The organism is Pseudomonas sp. MF6767, assembly GCF_016405475.1.
Lineage (GTDB): Bacteria > Pseudomonadota > Gammaproteobacteria > Pseudomonadales > Pseudomonadaceae > Aquipseudomonas > Aquipseudomonas paracarnis.
Map to the genome: position 1 here is coordinate 122,762 of NZ_JAEKCY010000014.1, position 23,601 is coordinate 146,362.

A 23,601-nucleotide genomic window follows, 5' to 3' on the forward strand; every position below is an offset into this window, starting at 1 on the left:
GATCCAAGAGAGAATCCCGTTGGATATGGTTACCGAGGGGACCTTTCCCTTTTCTAGCTGCCTGTCCTGAAGAGGAACGACGATTGGAAACTGGACCTTGCCAGGGGGCGGTGCCGAGATCGCTATTGAACCATTTGCAGAGTTGGTAACTACTGATCCCTGGGTCTGGCTAATACTCATAGTCATATCGACTTTAACCAGACCCGTATCGCGATCCCTTATTACTAATCCGACCATATTAGAGACTCAAATCAATACCAATCACACCGTTGGCGTAAATGAATTTAAGGAATGTATTTGTTAGCCTCATGGTGCCAAGGCCAGCAATATTCCCGTTCATCTCAAACGTACCGTCGAATGAAAGCCTCCACCCGCTGACCCCTGCCTCGTAGTTATTTGACTGAATGTAATCACCGATCATGGCATTGGTGATCATGCCCGTCTTAATTACTGCCGAACTAATGAAAACCTGCCCGCCAGAAACCACAAATGGGAAAGTTGCAACGCCACTGGCCTCGTCGATAATGGCGAATCGCTGAGCAAACGCCAGAATTTCGGACGTCTCCCCATCGCTGCCAAGGGCGAGCCCCGCCATTACTTTCTTTCCGTCCACATTGGTCTGGGCCTTGATGGTTGTCTGTGCCGAAACCTTGCCGTCAAGGCCCGCTACGACCTGACTCACCTGCTGAACCGATGCATTGGTCTGGCCCAAACTGGCCTGGACCGTATCAGTTCGCTTGGACTGAACCTCGATCGCGGTGGCCCTAACCAGCTCCTCCTGCTGAATAAGCCCCTTCGCGCTATCAATCCCGGCCTGCAAGGTAGTCAGCCGCTCAGCAGTTGCTAATTCGCGAGATGCTTCAACACGCATCTGCTGGGCGATACTTGCGGTGGACTCATACGCTTTCAACGCCCCCGCCAGCTCGCCGGCGCCGTCGTCACCACGCACCGAAGCACGCAGTGATTCATTACTGGATGCCTGGGCCGTGACCCGCCCGTCCAAGTTGGTGACCTTCGTGTCGAGGCCATTAATCGCTTGGGCATTGCCGATCGCCTTTTGATCAACCGCAGACAGATCACTCTTGAGTTGGGTGATCTGCGTTGCGGAAGTTTCGCGGTTGGTGGCAACCACCTGCTCAAGCACCGTCAGCGACGACTTGTTGTCACCGACCTGGGCGCCCAGGGTCAGCAATTGCTGGGCCATCGCATCATTCTCGCTGGCTCGGGTTTTACGCTCTACTGCAAGATCCGCCGTGGATGTCCAACCCTTGACTGCGTCGGCCAGATCGCCTGCACCATCATCTCCACGAGCAGCAGAACGCAACGCCTCGACGGAAGTAGCGGTGGCCAACACCTTGCCGTCGATTTCCTCGATCTTGGTTTCGATGATCTGGACCTGTGACACCAGCGCCTCAGTTGTTTCAAGGATGGTGCCAATATCGGTCCAGTAGACTGCATTGGGTGGTGCCTCTCCCACAGGGACCGGGCCTTTTGCCTGATACAGATGTTGATCAAGCCGCACAATGTCGCCTTTGAGGTAAGGCTTTGCAGGATCGTAGGCGAGTGCATCGCTTACTTGCTTGATCAGTTCTTCAAGCTCCTGCTTGGCCTCCTCCAGGCGCTCATTCACCGACCCTGGCCCATCGCCTGTAATCAGCTCGATCTCTTCTCGAAGGCTTTGGTACAGGGCGCCCTTTCCGATCTTGTCCGCAAAGTATTTTTCATACTCGGCTTGATCCGAACTGGCCTGACCATTGACTGCACCAGGTACAGGAAAGAACGGGCCGACGTTGCCGGTCCGATCCACCAGGCGAGCCCAGAAGAACAGACTCGCGCCAGCCAACAGGCTGTGCATTTCGTGCTTGGCTTGCGGGTAACTGAAGTCGCTCAGCTTTATCGCGGTCGTCAGGTCAGCCGTTTGGCTGTACCAAAGTTCCGTGCGCTCAGTGTCCTCCGCACCTGGTGGGAATCCCCACTGAATGCCAATGCCATATACAAGGCTGGTGGTGGTCAGGAACGACACCGCCGGCGGCGCCCCGGTTTTCCCTTCCAGGTGGGTCAGGCTAGAGCTTTTCCAGATCGACGAGATTTCGAAGGCGCTCACCGAACGCACGCGGGCCAGGTAGGCGCCCGAGTAGATGCCGGTGACATCAACGCTCGTCGAGCCGGTACGCTGCACCTTGATCCAGTTGCCGCTGTCCTTGCGCCACTCCACGTCATAGGCGACGGCGCCAGCGACGGCTGGCCACGAGATGTTCATGGTACTGATGGCAATGCCCTGGTTCACCGCGTAGCTCGACGTCAGCGTGACGCTGGCCGGTGGTGGTACCACGGTGACCGGGACAACACTGATCGGGCGTTCTTCCAGGCGTGCACCCGTATCGATGTGCGCGAACTTGCTCGGGTCGTACTGTACGGCCGAGATTTCGAACACGCCAGGCTCTGGCCGCGCAACGCTGACCACCCGGTAAAGCGGGACAGCCAAGTCATCAGCATCCAGCGCCCACACAAGTTCCGGCTCAGGCGTCACTGAGTAGGCCACGGTGACCGTAACCTGCCGCCCGCTGACGAGTTGCACGGTGCGGCCCTCGCACTTGCCGTCAGGCAGGTTGAGAATCAGTCGGTCGCCGGGCTTGGCCTGGGTGTCGCGGTCCAGCTTGATGACCTTGCCGTTTACCGCTGAGATACGCCCGCCAATGGCGCGGCCGGCCAGCAGCTCGTCAGCAATCGGGATCACGTAGCCAGGCAGCGGGATACGGCCATCCAAACCAACCTTGAAGGTTACGGCCCGATCCTTGGAGTTGGTCAGTAGCGCCCACTTGCCGCGGCGCTGGGCCTCGGATTCGCGGGTGCAGCCGATAGCGCTGATCTCCAGCGGGTTATCGCCGTAGCGCCGCTGCAGCTTCTGGTCTGTCACTGCGGTGACGTCGGTGTCGTAGTTGTTCAGCGGGTTGTCGTAGCTGACCAGCGCCCGGGTGTAACGAGTGCGCTCAGAGGCGCTGGAGTAGGTGAACTTGCCGTCGATGACGTTCGCGCGGGTGTAGGCAAAGTCGAAGTCAGTAGCGCGCGGCATATCAGCCAAGGTGAAGACCTGGCCCTGGGCCCAATAGGTCATGCCTCGATAGATTGCCGAGATGTCACGCAACAGCGACCAGGCATCAGCCTTGCTCTGCAGGTTCAGGTTGCAGATGAAGCGCGGCTCCTGGCCACCCTTCCCGTCCGGTACCGGTTGGTCGCAATACTGGGAAATCCGGTAAAGCTCCCACTTGTCCACCATCCACGGCTTGATGCGCCGGCCAAGGCCGAAGCGATCAATGGTGGTAATGCCGTAGGTAGCCCAGGTAGGGTTGTTGGTATAAGCCTCCTTCAATGTCCCGTCCCAAATTCCGCTATATGTGCGCGAAACTGGGTCGTAGTTGCTTGGGACTGGCCATTTGCGAGCCTTGCAGCCGACGGTTACCGCCGGAATGCTGCGAAATTGCTCAGCGGAGAACTCGATGTAGAGCAGCGCGGTGTTCGGGTAGCGGATCTTTGCGTCAATCACCTCGGTGAAGCCGGCGATCTGCATAGTGTCGGAAATTTTGTTGTTGTTCTGGTTGGACGTGATACGGGTGATGCGCATCAGCCAGCCAGTAGTGGCCTTCGGCAAGTCGATACGGCGGGTACGCTCGTATACGCTAGTGGTCTTGCCGTCGACAGCTTCACTCATCACCTGCTGATAGGCGCCGCCGTCAATGGCCAACTCAACCTTGTATTCGATCCGGTACCCATTGATGTTGCCGTCGGCATCCACAGACTGGAGTGCCGGCCAAGCGAACCGAACGCGCACGGCGGAAAGCTGGGTGTTGCTGATCGAACGCACCCACGGCGTCCCGCTGCGCAGCTCAGTACCGATAGTGGTCTCGTTCTCAACCGAGGGAATGCCCTGGATATAGGTCTGATCCACCGCCCCGGTGCGCCACTCCCACTTCACGTTCGGGAAGTTCATGTTGCCCTGGGGATCTTGCAGAGGGGTGTTGTCGAGGTAGATATCGCGCGCGGTCGGGGTGCCTTCGAACTCGCCCTCTCCAATTGCGATAAGCATCTTGGCAATAGCAACAGAGCGAAGACTGTCCGGAGCCTCGGTTGGCGTTTTGGGTTTCTCTTCGCCGCCCTTGGCGCCGTGGATATCAATCTTGCGTGCTGCGCCCATGCTTTCCTCCAGGCAATAAAAAACCGGCTCATGGCCGGCATTGGTGCTGCGGATGGTCGTTACATCTGATCTTCGGCGTAAATCGCGGCACTGATGATTGCGCCACCCCACCGACGCTCGCCAATGCACAGCGGTACAGGGTTACCTGACGCAGTGGTGTTCTTGGCGCTGCCGAAGGCATAGCCGGGGGTATTCTCTGGCGCTGCGCTGGTCTTGAGGCCGCCGGCCTGGGGGCTGAGCATTTGGATTACGCCGCCCAGTACCATGGAGCTACCCATCATAATCAGCGCTGAGCCAAAAGGGGCGCCTGCGCCGAAAGTGCCGCCAGTGATGACAAGGCCGACAACAATCAGTACAGCGCCGATAATGGTTTGCAGCGCCCCGCCGCGCTTACTGCCGGTGATGACCGGGGCAATACGAATATCGCCGCCACCCGCAAACCCAAGCTCCTTTTCTGCCAGGTTCGTCTTTCCTCGGAATACGGCGAACTCAAGCCCCCTTGATTTGGCGTTCGACAAAAATCGCTCGAAGCCGGGGATCTGAACGCACAGCGCCTTAATAGCCTCTGCCGGCGACTTCACTGCCATGCGAAAGGACCGGCCAAACTGTCGAAGCTGACCGTAAAGCATGATCGTAGTCATGGGCTGGTAATTGATGGCGAGTGCTGCCATTGAGTTTTCTCCAGACAATAAAAAAGCCCGCCGAAGCGAGCCTTGATGAAATGGTGCGGCCTATAGGCAGCCTTGCAGCGCGGTCAATCGCTTATTCGCAATCCAGTTGCCGACCACCACGTAATACTTCGCTTCGGACCCAGAACCCTTGGACTGGATGTCAACGAAGTACTGAGACCCCTCGGTGAATACCGTGTATCCGGTGTCGCGGCCAGGCTGAAGGGTGGCGCCAGGCGTACCGCCGAAGATCGACTGGTTCTGCCATTCGTACTGGACGCATTTAGCCAGCGCAGCGTCCGTTTTTTTGGAAGTGAGGACCTTGTACGGGCCAGACTGGCGAGCCTCGTTCATGGTTGGCGCCATACACCCCGCCAGCATCGCCACCGCTACTGCCGCTATCAAAATCCGCATATCGTTCCCTCTTTGGTTTGGCGGGACTGTAGCACTGAGGGGTAGGATGCAAAAAGCGTCGCGCACAACCTCAGCGTTTTTTCAACCGAGCAAGGGAACATGACTCAAACTATTGAACTGGAAATCAACGGTACACCTCCGGACCTATCCGGACTGGTATGCGACGCCTTCATCTGCGAATCATTTGCCTGTGATGGGAAAGTGTTCGCCCCGGCCAACGTGAGTCACATCAGTTTCGGTGGTCGGCAGTACAGGGCCTATTTTGATTGCGGCATTATCTTCTGGCGCTCCTCATCAACACCGCCTGAGCCCTGGAGCGATCCGGAACAAGGCTGGAATTGCCCACACATAGATGTGGGTGCGCTCGCAGGCGTTGTAGAGTCGCGCTAAACGGATACGTCATGGCACCCACCGCCACCGGAAGCACCATAGCGTTTCATTTCGCAAATGGAGTGCAGATCAGATTGGAGGACATGAATGATGAAACCCACTTCAGCATCCTGTGAACGCTGTTCGCCGATTCAGGCTAATCACACTGAAAACGCGAGTCTGGCCAGGCATCCGCTTCACTGAAGGACGGATGCAAAAAGCCCAGCGCGGGGCCAGGCCACCGCCGCTGGCTAAGCAGGCAAACGTCTAAGCACATGACCAATATGATCCCCAAAGTTGACAGCCCAGCTATCACCCAAAGGTGCCAAATAACCTATACGTGATCCATCGGTATCGAAGAGAACGCCGTCCCTAACTTGAAACACCCCCTCTCCCTGCCTAACAGGCTCTCCGACTCCGTCGATCAAATGGCCAATAGGACTGCCCGGCCCTCGATCCTTGAATACACCCCAGCGGCCTTCTTCATACGACTTGCTCGGCATAAATCCTCCTATCCGTGTTGCTGGCTAAATATCCGGAGAGCTTGCCTTATTAGCGATGCCGGTTCCAACCTCTTGCGCTATTCCTGTCCAGGCATCCAGCGTGGATGGAATGCCAGTAACTCGCCTGACGATTGCCGTAGTAGCGTTGCGCCTTCAATTACCAAGGAATGGCCATGTCAGTCAGAAGTCTCGTGAAAAATCTACCAGCAGATCCGGATATGCCTGGATGGGTGCTGGGGTGGGCAGTGGGTTGTAATGATCCATGGAGCTTTGTTGACATCTACGCCGACAAGAATGTGGCAGAGATCGAGGCTGAGCGTCTAGGTGATGGCCACACTGTGAAGTATGGGTCGCACAGGCTAGGAACCGATGAGTTTATGGGGGGCGGCGTAGAGCCTAGATAGCGACTGCCTGCGCCAAGCCAAAATCGATTCTACCCGCACCAGATACAAGCGCAGCCTGAAGCCCTGACTTGCCATGGTAGCTTCGGCTGTAGCCGCCTTTGCTCTGGCACTTGCCGGAAAATTTCACGCGATCAATCTCGACACCGCCATCAAGAATGGCGACTTCGGCTTCAGCGCCGCAGATTCCGCCACCAGTGATGGTGAAGAGGTCATGAATGGTCAGCATGTAGCGGTGTATGATTTGCATTTGGCCCTCCGAGCTTAGATCATCGTCGTGGTTAAAGAACGGTCTGCCACGCAGACATAAGGAACCTCGTGATGGACCCTCGATTTGTAGTTCAAAGAAACTTCCCGCGGTGCGATGACTACGACGAAAACTCATTCAATGGTCAACTACACGAGCACGCGCTCTGGGCACAAGATGAATACTGGCTCTTAGAGTGGGCTCTCTACCAATTGGCCAAGGAAGAGGAAATCGACCCTGAGCTCTACTGGCAGGTGTTTCGCATCTTCAGCCACTGTTTCCTTTCATTTGGCTGCCACCTCGATCGGAATGACGGCTACAGAATACGTAACCTCAAGAGAGCACAGCTATACGACTGTCGGGAAAGATTCCAGGTGGTATTTGAGGGTTTTTTCTCCAGAAATATGCCTGAGCAAAACATCTTTGAAGAAGAGAACCCACTGCTGCTCACCGTCCATTAACTTGCTGAAGTACCTCCCTCACATCAGATGATGCACGCCGGTCTTTGTGCCTGAGGATCAGGCGTGTTCGGTCATGCCATGGTCCGCCGTAGACGATGATCTCGGACGGCCTGCCGTATAGGTGGTGAAGCAGAAATGGCCCTGGGCCGAACGTGCCTGAGTCTTCACCAGGTAGCGCCGGATCGGTGCCAAGGTATATGCCTGCGTGGTTCGGGTGCACCGTCCGGCCAACCTGCATAACGATCATGTCGCCGCGCTGAGGGCTGTCTACGCGCACAAAGCCGGCAGCCTCGTAATGCTGTTCGTAGAGACTGGCATTTTCCGCGCTTTCCCACCAGCCATCAATGCGCTGGAAGGTTTCAAACTCAAGCCCCCACTCGCGCTGATACCAATCTGCGCATACAGCCCAACAGTCCCAAACTCCATGAACAAACGGGCGCTTGAGCAGCGGCACGGCGCCAGACGGCGTGATCGTCCTGAGGTCTCCTTCGGGCCAGGAGAGAATGTGCCAGGGCAGCGCCGTGGCCTCGCACATGGCCAGGTCGTGCGGTGACGGCCTGCTGGTAGCGTCCGGGTGCGAGTGAACGATGCCGATCACTTCACCCAGGTCTTCCGCAGCGGCATAGTCCTCGGGATCAAGTCGGAACTCTTCGTTCGCCTCCGTGGCGATGTTCCGGCAAGGGAAGTACTTCTGGGCTCGCCCGATGGTTAGCAACAGGCCGCAGCACTCTTTCGGGTACTCGGCGGCCGCGTGCACCTGGATGGCCGCGATGATGTGCTTGCGCATGGTCAGCTCCGGGCAATCAGAGAAACGGCAGGGAATCCACCGAAAGAGAGTTCGTTGCTCTCGCCAAAGCGCAACTTGCAGGACGACAGGCAGCCCTTGCACTGGTCAAGTGCCGGGTCATCTGTGGGATTGTCCTCGTCGTCGAACATGGCCGCGCCGGTGTAGCCGCAATCTGGCCCCCGGTAACCATTGGTCATGGCCCAGTGGCAGAACGTCGTCATTTGCCGTCCGGGCAGACCGTGGTTATCGATCTCGCCCGGTGAGGACAGCTCCCAGACCACCGCCTCGCCGTCTTCGCTGGTTTTCTGGTCGATGTACCAGATCTCCAATGCTTCCTGGGTAGGGTCAGCAGTTTGGTTGCCTTCGGGAAAGTTCACCGCATCCAAGTACTGGGCCAGGGTCTCGCGGACGGTTAGCTTGAACTTCAGCAGGTCCTCGAAGGCCAGGCACAGCGCGGTGACGCGACCGTTGATGTTGCCGGCGGCGAACGTCGGGCGAGAGGCGGTGCCGTCGCTACTGGAAGAAATTCCTTCGATCTGGACCGGCCAGGCCGCGTATTCGGCGCCCTGCCACCAAATCGACTTGGCCGGCAGATCGTCTTCCGAGCCTTCATACGCCAGCAGTTCCTCGGGCGTGTGAGGGATCGCGTGACCGTGAAAGCGCAGGTAATCCGCGCCGTACTCGGTCCCGTCAATTTCGAACAGGCGAATTTCGCCGCCGGGCTCCAGCTTCTGGATGTCCGTGATCAGTGCCATGGGTAGGTCTCAGGGATGAAAGGTTTGTTCGAAGGTGGCGGTGATGGCGTAGACCTGGCCGCCGCGGTGCACTGGCTTGTAGCCGTTGCACTTGTAGAGTCCAAGCACGCCAAGGGGTGGCGTCCAGAGAAACGCCTTTGCCCCTTTGTGTTTGTCGAGGAACTTCCTGATCTCCAGGATTCGCACTGCCATACCGGTAAACGTCACCGGCCAGGATTCCCACTGATTGTTCAGGCCATCTTCGACCGATTGCTCATAACCATCGCCAAACTTCTTGGAGCGGACGCGCTGGGCAATATCGCCCTCCGCGCCCTTCTCCGTCGCCCAGGTGAATCGTTCGATACCCATCAGCGCCCCTTGATTGCTTTGTTGATGACGCCGCCCTGGCGCATATCCTTCGTGCGCAGCTCTTGATACTTCTGCTCTACGAAGGTCGCCAGCTCCTTGCCGAACAGGTCGTAGCCAGGCGCGTCAGCGGTTGACGATGCGTTTCCATCACCATCGATATGCACCTCAACGTTGATCTGCGTTGCACCGGCCCCGCCACCGCCCATGGCCATAACGCCCAGCTTGCCGCTCGACGTACGGGTCAGAGGCATGATTGCCTCTTCACCATCCTCACCCATTACGCCGGTTTTGCCGTTGGCCATGCCGAACGCCGTGGGCTTGCTAACGATGGAGTTGGTGAAGGCGCCGCCATCGGCGAACATCTGTACGCCGCCTGACCAGGCGCCGCCATTGGCCTGGGTCACGCCAGACCAGCCCGCCAATACATCAGGGCTGTACCCTGCCGCTGTAGAGCCAGCTGACGTGGTGGCCCCGCCGCCGAAGTACGAGCCGGCGGCAGATATACCGAGCCCTACAAGCGAGCCGAGAAGCCCAGACGCTGCTTGCCGAGTAGCAATGCGCGCCATGTCCGCCAGAATTGACTTGGTGAAGTCGGAAAACGACATCTTCCCGGTCATGGCGAAGTTGACGATTGAGTCCTCCATGGAGCTGAACGTATTGCCGAACAGGCTTTTTGTCTGTCCTGCGGTGTCTTGTGCGGAATCCAGGTAGTTGGCCCAGGCCGAGGTAGCACCCTTCGTCCAGTCACCCTGGGCTGCCTCCACATCCGCATAGTTCTGTCGGATCTGGTCAGTGGCGGCCTTGTTCGCGTCTGCGAGCGCCTGCGACTTACGCTTGAACTCTTCCTCCGACATGTTCCGCGACGGATCGGAGCGTTGGTTTTCCAGCTCAAGCGACTGCTGAGCAAACCGGTCTTGCTGGCTGTTCAATTGACCGCTCAATGCGTTCTGGCGGTCGCCCTGGCCCACGCCCAATACGGCACGCTGACCGGCAAGCTCCAGGGCGCGCTGTTGCTGCCCCAATGCCTGCACGTAGGAGCTTATCGCCCGCTCTTGCTTGGCCAGGCGTCCGGTCTCGTTGGTAGCCAGCACCTCAAGTTGGCTATCAGCGTCCTTCTGCGCCTTGACCAGCCCTGCGCGTGCGTCAGCGATCTTCTGGTCCAACTGGATGCTTTGCGCGGCTGAGGTGGTCTTCTTCCCCTTGGCGGACTCAAGCGCGCTGATTTCGGCTTCGTAGGCTGCCGTCACCTGGTCACGCTCATTGCCTATCAGTGCCTGGCGCCGCAGAAGGTAGTCAGCCTCCGACACAAGCCCGGCCTTCTGCGCTGCGTCAAGCTCCTTTTGATAGTTTTTATAGTCTGCGGCAATGGAGGCTAGGTTGTTTTTGGCAGCGTTGAAGCCGGTCAGATCGACCTGGGTTCCGGCAGACTTTGGATCTTTGAATTGATCGTTGATGTTCGCTAGGTTTTTGTCGATCGCTGCCTGATTCAGCCGCGGGTCATTCGGCGCAACCTTGCGGATGTTTTCGAGCTGCCGCTTGTACTCCTTGATCGCCTCTGTGCGCTTTTGCTCATTCGTCCATGCAGATTTGGTCAGGGCGTCGATTTTCGACATCGACGTCACGGCATTACTCTGCGCCTTGGCTTGCTCGCCCTCCCACTTGGCGATATCGGCCTGCGCAGCCTTCTCGTCCTCCAACATGTTCAGGCGATTTTGCCGGAACTCGATCAGTGCATCCTTGGACTTCTTGTTCTGGAACAAGCCGTCCATGTTCTGCGCTTCAAGGAGGTCGGTCTTGGCGCTTTCGATGTCCGTGTTGATGTCGCGACGACCGATATTTTTGATGCCGTCAGCAGCGCGCGCGACTGCGTTGTACGCCTTCTCCCAAAGGCTTAGGTTCGCCAGAATCTTTGGCGTGCGGTCGTTGATCGCATCGGCATAAGTATCGGTTGCGAGCTTTACGGCGGCGGCGTGATCGCCCTGTTTCTCCAGAGCTACGATTTGCGAGTAGACCGAAGCCGTCAGGTAGTGGTACTGCTCATTGAGCGCAGCGGACGCTTTAACTGGGTCATCGGCCAGCTTGGAGAACTCGGAGACCGTCTCGCTGACAGCCTTGCCAGTAGCTTCCTGCATAGATACGGCGGCTTGGGTGATCCCGGTGAAACTCTCGCCTGCGATCTTGCCGTTGTCAGCCAGCATCGCCAGCACTGCGGCTGCTTGGCCGGTGGTGCCCACGGTTGCGCTGACCTGCCGCGCCATGTCGCCCAGTTGGCCGGCGCTGACGCCGGCGTAGTTGGCCGTGAGGATGAGCGACTTGTTGTAACTGTCCTGCTCTTCGCTACCCTTGTGATAGGCGTAGGCCAAGCCGCCCACTGCGGCAGTGGCCAGGGCCAGCGGCGCAAGTATGGCAAGCAACCCAGCCGCACCGGCACCGGCACCAGCCCCCAATTGAGCCACGGCACGCACGCCGCTGCCCCAGTCACCCGACGATAGCGCGTTACCAAGCTGAACAACGTTTTCCTGAGCCTGGCGGGTACCGAGGCGAAGCTTGTCGAAGCCGGTGGTGGTCTTTTCAAGCTTTGCATAATCCTTGTCAATCTTGCCCAGGGCGCTGTTGTACTGATCCTGGCTGATCCGGCCCTCGTCGAGGTGCTTGCCGAGCTGCTCGACCTGGTTGTCCAGCTTTGCCAGCGCCGCGCGGGCCGGGTCAATCGCCCCAAGCAGGCTGTTCAGTGCCTTCTGTTCATCCATGGCCGACTTGGCCAGGGCGATCTGCTGCTTATCGAGCTGAGCCGAGATCTTCGCCGCCTCAGCCTCACCGTAGGCGCCGGTCTTGGTCAGCTTGGCAAGCGCGTCACGCTGCTTTGCTAGGTCCTGGGTGGTTTTGGCGCTGGTGGACAGCGACTTTTCCAGCGCCTGCATTTCGTTCATCAGCGAAACGGCGGACTGCTCGGCCCGGCCGCCGGCCTTCGCCATTTCATCCAGGCTCGTTTTTGCCTGAATTGCATCGGCCGAGTCGATCTTGACGCCGAGTTCTGCAATGTTCATCGACTCACCTTGAATAAGTGCCCGTGGTTACGGGCTGTTTTCCCTTTCCTCCGCCATAACGCGCAGGGCTTCGCCTTCCAGGACTTGAAGGTCAGGGAAGATTTCAGCGAGTTTCTTTTTCTTGATGCCGAGGAACCCGGCTACGTCGCGGATGCTGCTGTAGTCGAGACCGATAACGCCGCTGGAGCCTGCTCGCCACTGAGTGGACATGCGGTTGAACAAGAGGAAGGACGGCCAGTTGCAGGGCCAGACTTCGACCTCTTCCTCATCGAGGTCGGCAGCCGTCAGCCCGAGAGCAGCCAACTGCTCAGCAGATTGGCCGCTTGCGTACATCGCGCTGGCTGCCGCCTTCAGTTTCCCAGGCGAGCCTGACTGAACGCGCCCTGATAAGCGTTAACAACCGCTTCGGCGGTGCCGTAACAGGACTTAACAAGGGCGTTGATGCTTTTGTCGTCGAACTTGTCATCGAAACCCCAACCAACAACTAGATCCTTGATCTGCTGCACCTGAAGCTCGGTCTCGGCCGCGACGACATCGGACAGTGTGGTCGCCTCACCGAAGCTCGCGCGCATCTCCTTTCCCTTTGCACTCCAATCATCGAACAGGGCTGCAAGCCCTGGGCGATCCCGATACTTGAAGGTGAACTCGATTTTCTCGGGCTCTTCCCCAACAATTGGAATCAGCACGAATGCCTTGAATGTAGGGCTCTGGGCGATCCTGATTTTTGCCATGGGAACTCCTTATGCGCCAGCCAAGTAGCGGAGCGAGCGAGCAGAAAGCCCGATGCTGATGGTGCGCGTCATTACGTTATTTCGCTCCATGGTCGGATCCGGAGTGATACTCACGTAGCCGGGGTAGAGGATCTGATCGCCGTTACGCAGCTTCATGCGAACAACTGCCAGCTCCTTGGTGTCGTCGTAGCCCTCGACAGTCTCCACGTACTGGGCCGTTGGCTGGTCCTCCACCACGATGGTGATGGTGGTGGGGTTACGGTTGGTTGGGAACTGCTTGTCGTCGTCATCTTCCAGGTAGCCGACAGTTTGATACTGCTGCTCGCCGCCGGAGGATGTGAACGATGTGACCTTCGAGATTTGCGTCCAGCCGGACACCGGGATCACCGAGCCAGCGCCTGCGCCCACGGTGTACTTGTCGACATTGGCGGTATTGAGACCAGCCAAAGCAAAAGCGTCCGCAGTAATGCCGGAAGCTTTTACAGCGCGGTCATTGATGAGTGCCCAGCCAGAATTGATCAGCAGGACGTCGCCGTTTTCAATACTGTGCCCTACAGAGGCGGCGACAGGTGGCTTCGCATTTGTCAGGGCGGTGAACGGTACAGCAGATCCCAAAACGCTGGCGATCTCCAGCACAGCGCCGTTCGGCAGCGGGAAGCGTGCGGCCATGATGTGTTTCCTCTTAAATGCCCGCCTGATGGCGGTAGGTTATGCCCCAGCGGGCGGTTGGTCTGCGACACCCAGATAGGTGAAGCTGGCCGGGACCGTGTAGGTCGCCGACTCTGTGATAGTTGGCCCCTGATCTACTGGCTCAATGATCAGTCCCTCGAAACCGTTGCGGGTCAGAGGCGTGTCAACGCGGAATAGACGAGTCAGCTCATCAATAAGCGTCTCGGCGGTGGCCATGGCCTGGGCGGAGGGGCAGACGATGCTGATCTGATAAACACCGGCGTACTCGTAAGCCTCCCCGTCGAGATAGCGGCAGGTGGTGCTGGCCGGCAGCTGGTAGGCTCGCAGGTACGTTTCAGAGGCACTTGGTGTAAAAGGCTGGTTTGCGTAGGCCACTCGTATCGGGCGCGCAGCCGCCCATGCGGCCAGCTTCGTTTCGATGGCCTGACGGGCGCGTGCGTGACTCATACCTGATTGTTCCTGATGGCCTCCAGCACGATCTGCTGAAAGCGAGCCACTGTTACCCGGACCATCCCGCCAGGGGCCTGGGTCGAATGACCGAACTCCAGCGGGATCGAATAGGGCAAGTTGTTGATGATGTAGGCCATTTGGCCGGCGGTGAAGTCACTCATTGCCGCGACCAGAGCAGCGACTGTCTCGGCACCGCTAGGGTCTACCTCGTCGAAGGTGACGTTTTCGACCACGCCGAGCGAAATGTGCCAGTTCGCACGGAAACGACCACCGACATAGCCTTCAGGCGCCTTTATGTCCATGCCGTCGTTGAGCTTGCGGCCCTTCTTGAGCCTGCCGCCCTTCGTGAGGTTGGCCGGGTCGCTACGCAACGCGCTGTTGTGATCGTCAACGGCCTTGTTGTACTGGGTCGCCACGGCGTTCTGCGCCCAGATCTCCGGATTGCCCACAGGAGACATGCGGATCAGGCTGCTGCCGACCTCTATGATGATCTCGCGCACGCTGGCGTCGATGGCTTCACCCGTCTGGGCGGCGAATTCAGCAAGGCTCAGGGCGAAGCTGCCGGACTGGCCGACACCTGACCGGCTCACGACCGCACCTGCATTTCATACAGAATCGACGTCCCGGCGGGACTGACCTCTCCCCAGTCAACTGATCTTGTTTCAGTGCAATGTTCATAAGTGATAAAGTAAATTTCAACTTGAAATTGACTCATCACGGTGAATCGTAGAGCCATTTTAGTTCTACGCTCATAGAACATTGGCATAAGGAAATCCTCTCTATGAACAAGCAAAAAACCAGCCCGTCAATCATTCCAAAAGCGGGAATTCCCTTCTCTCAACAAGCCGCTAAAAACATCGCTAACGCAAGAAAGAGTATGCAAGATGATACGGCCGCCGGACGAGACCTCACCGATAGTGCAACAAAGCTTCGCGACGCTATTGCAGCTAGTTGCAGAAGTTCACATCGGGAATGGGTAACGGGTTTTGCTACCGGAAGAGTGCCATATAACAAACCACTCACTGACGACGCGATTGAACTCTTAAAATTGCTTGAGCAAGAACTCGAGGAGGGAGAAGCGAACATCGATACGCTTAAAAAAATCGACGAGATGCTCGCCTACTAGGCGCTTATTCAAGATCGGAATCGCACTCCTCTTTACTTTAGGCGAACTCAGTTGATGCTCGCAATAGAAGAACTGGTTCGCCATATCACTTCCTCAGCTGTACGGTCCATGTTGCATCTGCCGGATCGGCGGACACATTCATAGCTCGTAGGCCATTGACGATATCGCCGATGGCCGGTGCCGCTGGTATAGCCGTCGGTACACCTGCCTCGGAGACGAATAGCTCGTTTTGGAGCACTAGCAGCTTCTTGTCCGTGGTCTGGATGAGTGAGCCGTCTATTTCTTTGGACAAATAGCTACCCAGAACACCGCGCCCTGCGTACGTCAGGGTGATCGCCGACGTTTCGCCGCCCAGGTCAGGGTCATACTCGCCCGCAACCTTGCGCACGCCCGTCGCAGGCTTGACGGCATCGGCCAGGCCATTAGGATCGTCGAACGCTTCCGCCAGCTCGGCTTGGATCTCTTCGCGCATGCCCATGATCAGATCCTTTTCAGCATCATTACGCCGGATCGCGTGATCCAGGGCGCCAGCAGCGCAAGGGCGAAGTTCACGCCGGCCGATTGATCGGTAGAGCCTGCCACGTAGGTCTTGCTCACGGACGTGCCGGACTGCGCGGATACTGTCTTGCTCTGCACTTCCTTCTGCGTGGACGTGTACAACTTGCCCGCTGCCGCCTCTTTGGCAACCTGGGCGCCGGCTGTTTTGATCTCGGCCGGAACCGGATCAGGAACAGCCCGCTTAATCTTGGCTGTGAGCCAGGCGTTTGCCATAGCCACAGCAAGGACCGGAACACCGGCGCCGGCCCAGTCAGGACCCAGCGAGGCGTCAACATCGACAACGGTGATGAAGTCGGTCATGTGCTTGTCCTTATTCTGCTGGCACCAGGGCCTGCAGGTCTTCTTTCTTGGCGGTCGCGTCGAACGAAATGCCCTTCTCGGTCAGCCATTCTTTCAGCTCGGGGACCTTCATTTTCAGAGGGTCGGTTTCTGGGGGTTCCTGCTCCTTGCCATCGGAAACCTTGATGCCGGCTGCTTGGTAGGCATCGCATATATCCGGGGCATCGCCATCGACGACTACCTCGGTCGCGGTGCCGATCACCCCAAAGAACTCGCTCAACAGGCGGTAGCACACACCGCGCTCTTTGCCCGGCTTGTCCGTGTAGATCACTTTCATGAGTCACCTCAAAAGCACCCCGGCGCCCATAAAGGCGCCAGGTTGTGTGGGCCGGATTACGGCGTGGTGGTACCGCTGATGACAGCGGCGAATGGAACCTGCTTGCGGCTGAACACGCGCTGCCAGTTCGCAGCAGCCGCGTACTGAGTCGCGGTCGGGCTGAGGTTCTGAGCCTCGGAGCCCTTCCAGCTGAAGCCGGCAGGCTGGAGGATGTAAGTCTTCCGCTCCCACAGCACTTCAGCACCGCCACCATTGCCGCCGCCCGGCTTGCGTTCAAGTTCCACTGGCACCTTTGGCGTGCCTTCGCCGTAACCAAAAGCGCCCTGGCCGAAGAACACAGACAGGTACTTGCCAGCGCCATACACCAGAGCGTCGTCCATGAAGACTGGCTTGCCGAGGTAGGTGGCCAGGATGATCTTGCCGTCGGAGTCGCGCAGGTACTCGATCAGGTCTTGCTTGACCATCTGGTTCATCACGACCGAGTGCACGCCGATCGCGCCGAACTGATCAGCAGCATCGCCCGCAGTGAACGCGGCGTCTTGGAAGGCATTGGCGTTGATGGTCGCGCCCGCGTCGATAACCATGTCACCGCCGTTATTGGCAATGTTCGAGGCGATGATGCCGCGAGCGGCGCCCAGGGTGTACCGCTGCCACTGACGGGTCCAGTAGGTGCCGAAGCGGTTACGGATCTGCTGCTGAGGCTCGGTATTGGCGAGTTCGGCAGTCAGATCGGTTACGCCGTAGCCTTTGTTGAGATACAGGACACGGGCACGCATGCTGTCCTGCTCAACCTTGCCGACTTCGCCCTGATCGTTCGGGTCATCGTTGCTGATGTTCGGGGCTTCATCCGCGTTGAGATCCTGCCAGTAGCTGATCTCGGCGGTGCCCTGGCTGCCGGATGCGATCGCGTCCAGCACAGGCGAGCGGGTCACAATGCCCGACTCGTATACAGCAGTCTTTTCCGGGCTGTTAACCGGCGCCAGGGAGGCGTAGTAGTCGCCGACGAAGATGTCGGTCAGTTGGGTAGTTGCCATGGATTAAGTTCCTTTGGTGGCCTGGATTTTCTTGAAGAGCTCAGGGTTGTCACGGGCGATCGCAGCGCGCTCGGTTTCCGTGTACTCACCCCACTTTTTCGTGGCCTTGCCACCTTGATCACCGGTCTGCCCGGCACCCTGAGCCCTTGGCCACAGGTGTGTTGCTGTTTCACGCAGCGATTCCGCCCATTCGAGCGGCGACAGCGGGGTTTTGCCGTCCTTCCCGTAAACGACCTCGCCGTCACGGTCGGTGGCGATCGCCTCGCCGTCTTCACTGAGTTTGAAAGTGCCCCGGGCGCGCAGGATGATGTCCTCGGCAGCCTCAGGCAGCGCGCCGGCCTTAATGGCTGCAGCGCGAATGGAATCAGCCAGCACCTTGTCGCTGTACTTGGCAGCGAATTGCTCAGCCTTGTCGGCTCGGGCCTTCTCGGCTGCCAGCTTGGTGTCATAGTCGGTGCGCAGACGCTCGGTACGGCGGGTGATGACCTCGTCCAGCTTGCCCTCGGCAATCAGCTTCGTCTCTTCATCCTGGCCAACTTTGGTCAGCAGCCCTTTCACGGCAGCGATGTCCAGGCCTTCAAACTGGGACTTGAAGCCGTCCAGTTCGGTTTTGCTGGTCCGGAGCGAGCCAAGCAGCTCGGTGTTTTTGTTCTTGAGGCCCAGGGTGGCCGCGCCTACCGCTTCGGCGATCGCGGATTTAACTGCCGGGTCTTCAAGATCAATCTGGTTTTCGTCTGCCACTTGGTGCACCCCTTGGGTTTGGTCAGCCCGCTTTGCAGGCATAAAAAAACCCCGGCATTGCCGAGGTTGGTATGAATCAGGTTTTAGGTTCAGTCGCTCAAGGTGAGCAGATTCTTGTCTATGGAAGCTTTGAATTCATGGAGCGTCGTGCTTACAACAAACTGCAAGCCCGCAGTTTTGCCGTGGCAGTGTTGGTTCACGTAACTACTAATCTGCCGGTCAAAACCAGGCGCCAAATGCAAGGAAATGCTGTCGCCGTACGTCATCGACGCTGGCAATGGATCACTACCCCACCAGAACTGGCTGACATGAAGGTAACTTCTCGCATGCAGCGACTGCACGGAGAGACTTGTCACTTTGACTGGACGCTTGCCATCAGACGTGATCCCGAGTGCAATAAACCAACCTCCCTCCCCAGTATCCGCGATGGCCGAGCGAACAGAAACGCGAAGGTTCTCGACGTCCTCTCTACGCTGCTTATCAGCCAGCCAAAGGGTAGTGAGAACCGCTGCCAGCGCGCCAATACCTGCAACCCATCCGCCAAGCATTGATAGGACGGGAACGGTCTCTGTAATGAACTTGCCGTGGCTGTTGCCAAGGCCAAACGACAGACCGAGCAAAAAAGCGAGACCAATGACGGTGGCCAATACCACTATCAGAAATGCCCACCGAAGCAATTTGAACATCAGCTACTCCTTAGTGACCAAATGCAATCCCCGCATTATCAGGTAGTCGGCGAACTGTGTCCTGCTCGGCGCGTACGGCGGCGGACGCATGCGCAGGCCAGGAGTGTCGCGATTTAGCCGGGAGCGACGGCCATTCGGCTCAGTGCAATGCGTCGGTTCCTCGATCTGGAAGCCCTGCTCGGCGGCATACAACTCGACCGCCAGCCGCACCTGACCCCACTCAAGTTCAAAGGGCACGAATGTCTCGGAAAGCGTTTGGTATTCGATCTTGCAGTCACGCCGAGGCCAAGCCATTGCCTGTTCAGGCCTGGCCTTGCGCCCTTTCCACTGGCGACCATTGATGTCGGCCGCAGCGCGCAACAGCAGCTCGACCTGGTCAGCCTCTGCTTCAGGGATCCGGAACCCGTAGTAGTCGCGGTAGAAGATCAGCTTCTCCAGCGGAACGAAGCTATTCGCGTCTGGCGCGCCCTTCCCGTCCTCAACGATGATCTGCATGCGCTGTCTCAGCCTGGTTGAGCGCCGAGTGTAACGCCTGCTCGGGTGAACATGTCGGGCTCTGCCTCTTTCAGCTGTGCTAGGGTCAGCGGTTTGAACGACTTGTCGAGCTGCAGCTTGGCGAACTTCTCCGGCGTCAGCCCTCCATCGCGGAACAACTTGCCCCGGACCGGCCCGAGAGCATGATCCTGGAAGCTCGCCGGTTGCGTTGCCAGCCACTCGTAATAGTTCAGGCTGGCATCGACCTGCGCACCGCCATTATCCCCCACCGAAGCGCGCGTGGCGTCCTTGGCAAACGTCTCCGAAAGCCTGGTAGTCGGCACCGTAGTCGACCGGCAATTGATGTGCGCCGGCGGCAGCGGCCCTTTACCCAAGTCGAAGCGCATGCCGTCCAGGCCCTTGCACTGCTGTGAGGTCTTGCGATCGAGTGTCGACACCCAGCGATAGCCCAGCACCACGTCGCTGTTGGCCTTCAGCGTCTCCATTCGTGCCGTGGTGGCTACGTGCTGGATTGCCGTCTGCACCACAGCGGCAGCATTGCGGTTGCTCACCGCCAGCACGCCGTCCGTGAAGTTCTGCGCCGCGGTGCCGCGAATCGCCTGGATAATCTGGGCATTGGTCTGACCCTGGCCGAAGCCGAGCCGGATTGTGTTCGTGATGCGCATCGTCTCGGTGCGCGTCCAGCCGCTGACGAAGCTCTTCAGCAGCTTGCCGCCGTCGATGCCCTTTACCTGAAGCGGATAGGAGAACACCGCCGCACGGATCACCGTGTTGGTCGGAACCACCGCGTCGATGGAGAGCGCATTGCTCAGACTTTTAGCCTCGAAGGTTGACTCGTACAGCGCGATATCGACCAGGTCGGCCTGCACCAGGTCGCCGTAGGCCTTGTAGATATCCAGCAGCTTGCCGTCCACTCGGGCCAGGAACTGCTCAAGCCGGTCCCGGCTATAGGTGGTCAGCTCCTTGCGAGTGAGTTGCTCCCTTACTAGCTTGTCTATCTGGCGTAGGTACTTCTCGAACTTCTTGACCTCGCCAGCCTTAAGCCGCTCCAGCATTACTGAGTGGCGTGTCGTCTGCTCCAGCAGTTGGCTGTCCGCCTGCACCAGGTTTGTCGATGGCATCGTCTTTGTCCAAGTTGATGCCGGCCGACTCGCGCTCATCGCTGATCAGGTCGGCCTCTTCGTCATATGGGCGGTCCGGCAGCTTGCCGGTGGTGAGGTACTGCCAGTAGGTGTCGGCGCTGATCGTGCCGGCCATCACACCCTTGAGCAGTTCGGCGAGCACCTGGGCGTCGACCACCGGAGTCACGAACTCAGGGTTCACCTTGAACTTGACCTGCTTGGGGTCGTAGCCCTTCCACTCGGCGGCGTACCGTAGGCCCTGCTCCATCGCCTCAGCCATCGTGATGACGATGCTGTGTAGGGTTGCGTGCTGGTCGTTCTGGCGTGTTTTGCGCGCCTCGCCCGACTCAGTACCGCCCACGTCCATGACCTTGGCACCAGCCTCAAGTGCTGCATTCTTCTGGTCGTCCATCGCCTTGCGGACAGCTTCAATACCAGCCCCTTGGAACTCCAAGTAGCCGCATTCGCCGTTCGGGCCCAAGTCCCACGCAGCAGATGGGCCGGTGACGCTCAACTCCACCGCCTCATCCAGGCCAGAGACCCACGGCTGCGGGTGGCTGGTCTGATGCAGCGACGTGAAGTAGTCAGCGCTCAACTGGTAGGACTTCAGCGCGGCCCGGGCCATGGTCAGCAGCGGCACCTCGTCGACATCCGGGGAGTTGTCGGTGGAACCGCAGTAGATCACGGGCAGGTATGGCAGGCCTTTGACCAAGCGGTTGTCGGTACCGGTGGTGCCCAACGGCCTCTCGTCCTCGACCAGCTCTCCGCCTTCATTCCGCACGGCGGTGTAGCAAACCTCGTTGAGCATGAAGAACTCACGGAACACCGTGTCGCAGTCATGGCTGTATCGGTCCCCGCCCTTTTTGCGGAATTCCCGGAACACTGAAAGGACCAGGTCCTGCCGACCGCCTTGATCAGCCGTGTCCCAGTTGATCGCGTTGCGAGTGGCGTACGTAGAAAAGTACGGCTCGCCGCTCTCGTCGATGTTCACCACCAGCGGTACCCGGCCGTGGGAGATGGCCTGGCGCACCATGCGGAAGAACAGCTGTTTCAGGCCGAAGCCGTCGGCAGTGGCGTTGTCCTCCAGCCCTTTCAGGCCGGTGGGCAACTCGATCTCAGGGATCAACCGAGACACCAACCCCATCATCGAGCGCAGAGAGTCACGCACCCAATGCTCGTACTGAGCCCGGCTCGTGTAGTTCTCATACAGGTACTTGTTACCCGCGCCGTCGAGTTTTTCCGCTTCAACCATGCCGCTCGGCTTTGGCAGATTGCGCTCGTTGCGCTTCACGGCGCACTCACCCTCAAGCGCGTCGTCCATCATCTCCCACTCGGCGATGTGCGCGTCGTAGTCGGGGTTTGTCGATTGCACTGGCATCAGGCCAAGCCTCCAATTCGGCGTGTTCCGCCTGTGCGTGTTTTGATCGGGTAGCGCTTGGCAATAAAATATCCGGCGGCGTCATTCATGTGGTCGTGACCCTTCTTCGGATCTTTGTCCGGCTCACCCTTGTCGGTATAGGTCTGACGCTCAAGACACAACATCAGCTGTGGGCATTGATCAATATTGACCTTCAGTCGGCGCTCACCGTAAGTGTTCAGGAACATGGCATTCACTGAGTTGACGCGGTCCTTAACGCCTGGATTCGTTGAGTCAACGACCACCGTGAACCCTGCCTTCTTCAGTAGCGAAAGGTCAGACTCGCTCGCGTTTTTGCTGCTGGTGTTCTGCCCACTGGCATCGGGATAGACCGCCACCGAATGACCAGGGAACCGTGTCTGAATCTTCTCGATCATCTCCGGCGTGTCGCGCACCCCATGGAATTCATCCAGGGCCAGCGGCAGGTCGTCCCGTACGACATAGACAACTGACGCCATCTTCATGACGTTGAAGTCCATACCGATATGCAGGGCCTCACCTGGCTTGATTCGCTCGCTGGTGCGGCAGTCCGTACGATTGAACGTGTAGTAGACGACGCCCGCGTAGTTCTCAAAGCCGGCTTCGTATTCTTGCCGAAACGTTCGCGGGTCCATCTTGCGACGAGCGGCGTCAAGCTCTTCAGGAGGAACGTTGCCACCTTGCAATGACGTGTACTGCCAGCTCTTGTGATCAGGCTCGCCACCTGGTTTACCGTCCAGGTACGTGTCGTAGCAGTGGTTGAAGCCCTTCGGAGTGCCAATTCGCAGCGCATGGCCGCCCTTGCGCACCCCGACACCCGGAATCGTGTACTGACAGGTCGACAGCATCGGCCTCAGCACTTCCTCCCAGGCAGCCCACGGGCAGTCCGCCCATTCATCCACCAGGACGAAGAACAGACCGGAGCCGCGCAGGTTGTCGTAGTTGTCGAGCCCCACCACGCGCATGACGTGGCCGGATTTGAGGGTGATGGAACATTCCGTTTCGTTTGGGCGGTGTGCACGCCATGCCTCAGGGATAGCCTGCTTTAAGCGCCGCCAGAACACGCGCTTGGCCTGCTTGAAGGTCGGCGCGCCGTACCAAATCTCATCCTCGACGCTTACACCCCACTCGGCAGCCAGGCGAGCAGCGCGGCGCATCTCGGCCTTGCCCAGGAACGTCTTGCCGAACCGCCGGCCACACACCGCATCACGGAAGCGGGCCTCAGGCTGGAAACCCCAGCAGTAAATGTTCGCCTGCTTGGGCGTCAGCTTTACCGGTGGATCAAAGGTGCGGGGAAGCGGGGACATTCTCATCAGGCTCCAGGGTGTACTCAGCAACTGCGTGCTGCTGGTCCGCTTGGGAGCCCAAAGGCTTCTCAGGTTCGATGCGGCGATTCACGTAAACATCGCCCACTTCTTTGGCTGCCTGCTCATACAGCTGAGCGGTCAGTGCGAGGTTGCGCATGTTCTCGGCCTTTTCAGCCATTCGGCCCAGGCCACGAAGCCGGAAGGCGCGGTTGGCGATCGGGATCTCGGCGGTTTCTTCTCGGAATCGCTTGCGGGTGTCGTGGAACAGGGTCCCCCACTTCACAGCAAGCCCCTTTCCGGCAGACTTGGTTGGGTCGTGCGTCTCCACCTGCTGGCGGCTCACCACAACCCCGTATTCGTTCTTGACGGCTTCCACCACCTGGGACGGTGTGTCAAAGCACGCCAACGCCTGAACGATGAAGCTCTTCACCTCATTTTTCAGGTTCGCCATAGGTTCT

General features: G+C 58.6%; 27 protein-coding genes. 3 read left to right on the top strand and 24 right to left on the bottom strand.

Annotated elements, in window-relative coordinates; translation table 11 throughout:
• Positions 1-238: 238 nt before the first annotated feature.
• The 3 genes from gpJ to JFT58_RS21030 are packed head-to-tail and all read right to left on the bottom strand — an operon-like array spanning position 239 to position 5,274.
• The gene (gene gpJ, locus JFT58_RS21020; protein WP_198834517.1) at positions 239-4,192 is read right to left on the bottom strand and encodes a TipJ family phage tail tip protein; all 3,954 of its coding nucleotides are present in this window, start codon (positions 4,190-4,192) and stop codon (positions 239-241) included.
• A 59-nt stretch (positions 4,193-4,251) separates the two neighbouring features.
• On the bottom strand, positions 4,252-4,863 hold the full coding sequence (locus JFT58_RS21025; protein ID WP_198834518.1) for a tail assembly protein: 612 nt from the start codon (positions 4,861-4,863) through the stop codon (positions 4,252-4,254).
• 60 nt (positions 4,864-4,923) lie between these two features.
• Complete coding sequence (locus tag JFT58_RS21030) at positions 4,924-5,274, bottom strand: hypothetical protein (protein ID WP_198834519.1); 351 nt, start codon at positions 5,272-5,274, stop codon at positions 4,924-4,926.
• A gap of 99 nt (positions 5,275-5,373) precedes the next feature.
• On the opposite strand from JFT58_RS21030, the gene JFT58_RS21035 reads away from it, so the two are divergent.
• Complete coding sequence (locus JFT58_RS21035; RefSeq protein ID WP_198834520.1) at positions 5,374-5,664, top strand: hypothetical protein; 291 nt, start codon at positions 5,374-5,376, stop codon at positions 5,662-5,664.
• An 878-nt stretch (positions 5,665-6,542) separates the two neighbouring features.
• On the opposite strand, the gene JFT58_RS21040 is transcribed toward JFT58_RS21035, so the two are convergent.
• Positions 6,543-6,797 (bottom strand): hypothetical protein, encoded by a 255-nt coding sequence (locus tag JFT58_RS21040; protein WP_198834521.1) that lies wholly within the window; start codon positions 6,795-6,797, stop codon positions 6,543-6,545.
• A gap of 71 nt (positions 6,798-6,868) precedes the next feature.
• Here JFT58_RS21040 and JFT58_RS21045 point away from each other — a divergent pair, with 71 nt between their 5' ends.
• A complete protein-coding gene (locus tag JFT58_RS21045) occupies positions 6,869-7,255 on the top strand; it encodes an Imm41 family immunity protein (RefSeq protein WP_054897321.1) in 387 nt (128 codons plus the stop codon).
• Here JFT58_RS21045 and JFT58_RS21050 read toward each other — a convergent pair.
• From JFT58_RS21050 to JFT58_RS21090, 9 genes are read right to left on the bottom strand one after another with little or no spacing between them, the layout of a single operon-like run.
• The gene (locus JFT58_RS21050) at positions 7,242-8,042 is read right to left on the bottom strand and encodes a C40 family peptidase (protein WP_198834522.1); all 801 of its coding nucleotides are present in this window, start codon (positions 8,040-8,042) and stop codon (positions 7,242-7,244) included. The two genes, JFT58_RS21045 and JFT58_RS21050, sit on opposite strands and share 14 nt — an antisense overlap.
• A gap of 2 nt (positions 8,043-8,044) precedes the next feature.
• Positions 8,045-8,797 carry a phage minor tail protein L gene (locus tag JFT58_RS21055; RefSeq protein ID WP_198834523.1) on the bottom strand — a complete coding sequence of 251 codons (753 nt, stop codon included), beginning with the start codon at positions 8,795-8,797 and terminating at the stop codon, positions 8,045-8,047.
• A 9-nt stretch (positions 8,798-8,806) separates the two neighbouring features.
• Positions 8,807-9,145, bottom strand: coding sequence for a phage tail protein (locus JFT58_RS21060; protein WP_054897324.1), 339 nt, complete (start codon positions 9,143-9,145; stop codon positions 8,807-8,809).
• Entirely contained in the window at positions 9,145-12,192 is a 3,048-nt protein-coding gene (locus JFT58_RS21065; protein WP_198834524.1) for a phage tail tape measure protein, read from the bottom strand. The genes JFT58_RS21060 and JFT58_RS21065 overlap by 1 nt, the downstream gene beginning before the upstream one ends.
• Before the next feature lie 27 nt (positions 12,193-12,219).
• Entirely contained in the window at positions 12,220-12,525 is a 306-nt protein-coding gene (locus JFT58_RS21070) for a DUF1799 domain-containing protein (protein WP_073845212.1), read from the bottom strand.
• 17 nt (positions 12,526-12,542) lie between these two features.
• On the bottom strand, positions 12,543-12,923 hold the full coding sequence (locus JFT58_RS21075) for a phage tail assembly chaperone (RefSeq protein WP_198834525.1): 381 nt from the start codon (positions 12,921-12,923) through the stop codon (positions 12,543-12,545).
• Positions 12,924-12,932: 9 nt separating this feature from the next.
• Positions 12,933-13,592 carry a phage tail protein gene (locus JFT58_RS21080; protein WP_198834526.1) on the bottom strand — a complete coding sequence of 220 codons (660 nt, stop codon included), beginning with the start codon at positions 13,590-13,592 and terminating at the stop codon, positions 12,933-12,935.
• Positions 13,593-13,631: 39 nt separating this feature from the next.
• Positions 13,632-14,060 (bottom strand): phage tail terminator-like protein, encoded by a 429-nt coding sequence (locus tag JFT58_RS21085; RefSeq protein WP_198834527.1) that lies wholly within the window; start codon positions 14,058-14,060, stop codon positions 13,632-13,634.
• Positions 14,057-14,653 carry a hypothetical protein gene (locus tag JFT58_RS21090; RefSeq protein ID WP_198834528.1) on the bottom strand — a complete coding sequence of 199 codons (597 nt, stop codon included), beginning with the start codon at positions 14,651-14,653 and terminating at the stop codon, positions 14,057-14,059. The genes JFT58_RS21085 and JFT58_RS21090 overlap by 4 nt, the downstream gene beginning before the upstream one ends.
• Before the next feature lie 191 nt (positions 14,654-14,844).
• Here JFT58_RS21090 and JFT58_RS21095 point away from each other — a divergent pair, with 191 nt between their 5' ends.
• Positions 14,845-15,189 (top strand): hypothetical protein, encoded by a 345-nt coding sequence (locus JFT58_RS21095; RefSeq protein ID WP_198834529.1) that lies wholly within the window; start codon positions 14,845-14,847, stop codon positions 15,187-15,189.
• 85 nt (positions 15,190-15,274) lie between these two features.
• Here the strand turns inward: JFT58_RS21095 and JFT58_RS21100 are convergent, their stop codons facing one another.
• From JFT58_RS21100 to JFT58_RS21150, 11 genes are all read right to left on the bottom strand, one after another.
• Positions 15,275-15,667, bottom strand: a complete 393-nt coding sequence (locus JFT58_RS21100; protein WP_198834530.1) for a hypothetical protein — start codon at positions 15,665-15,667, stop codon at positions 15,275-15,277.
• Positions 15,668-15,669: 2 nt separating this feature from the next.
• Entirely contained in the window at positions 15,670-16,047 is a 378-nt protein-coding gene (locus tag JFT58_RS21105; RefSeq protein WP_198834531.1) for a hypothetical protein, read from the bottom strand.
• Positions 16,048-16,057: 10 nt separating this feature from the next.
• Positions 16,058-16,363 (bottom strand): HeH/LEM domain-containing protein, encoded by a 306-nt coding sequence (locus JFT58_RS21110; protein ID WP_198834532.1) that lies wholly within the window; start codon positions 16,361-16,363, stop codon positions 16,058-16,060.
• A gap of 56 nt (positions 16,364-16,419) precedes the next feature.
• Complete coding sequence (locus JFT58_RS21115; RefSeq protein ID WP_158958764.1) at positions 16,420-17,397, bottom strand: major capsid protein; 978 nt, start codon at positions 17,395-17,397, stop codon at positions 16,420-16,422.
• Between the two features lie 3 nt (positions 17,398-17,400).
• Entirely contained in the window at positions 17,401-18,138 is a 738-nt protein-coding gene (locus tag JFT58_RS21120; protein ID WP_198834533.1) for a hypothetical protein, read from the bottom strand.
• Positions 18,139-18,227: 89 nt separating this feature from the next.
• Complete coding sequence (locus JFT58_RS21125) at positions 18,228-18,824, bottom strand: hypothetical protein (RefSeq protein ID WP_198834534.1); 597 nt, start codon at positions 18,822-18,824, stop codon at positions 18,228-18,230.
• Positions 18,825-18,827: 3 nt separating this feature from the next.
• Positions 18,828-19,319, bottom strand: a complete 492-nt coding sequence (locus tag JFT58_RS21130; RefSeq protein ID WP_198834535.1) for a DnaT-like ssDNA-binding protein — start codon at positions 19,317-19,319, stop codon at positions 18,828-18,830.
• 8 nt (positions 19,320-19,327) lie between these two features.
• A complete protein-coding gene (locus tag JFT58_RS21135) occupies positions 19,328-20,440 on the bottom strand; it encodes a minor capsid protein (RefSeq protein WP_233095420.1) in 1,113 nt (370 codons plus the stop codon).
• Entirely contained in the window at positions 20,358-21,818 is a 1,461-nt protein-coding gene (locus tag JFT58_RS21140) for a DUF4055 domain-containing protein (protein ID WP_198834536.1), read from the bottom strand. The genes JFT58_RS21135 and JFT58_RS21140 overlap by 83 nt, the downstream gene beginning before the upstream one ends.
• Positions 21,818-23,143, bottom strand: a complete 1,326-nt coding sequence (locus tag JFT58_RS21145) for a phage terminase large subunit family protein (protein ID WP_198834537.1) — start codon at positions 23,141-23,143, stop codon at positions 21,818-21,820. Before JFT58_RS21145 ends, JFT58_RS21140 begins: the two co-directional genes overlap by 1 nt.
• On the bottom strand, positions 23,118-23,594 hold the full coding sequence (locus tag JFT58_RS21150; RefSeq protein WP_198834538.1) for a DUF2280 domain-containing protein: 477 nt from the start codon (positions 23,592-23,594) through the stop codon (positions 23,118-23,120). Before JFT58_RS21150 ends, JFT58_RS21145 begins: the two co-directional genes overlap by 26 nt.
• Positions 23,595-23,601: the final 7 nt, after the last annotated feature.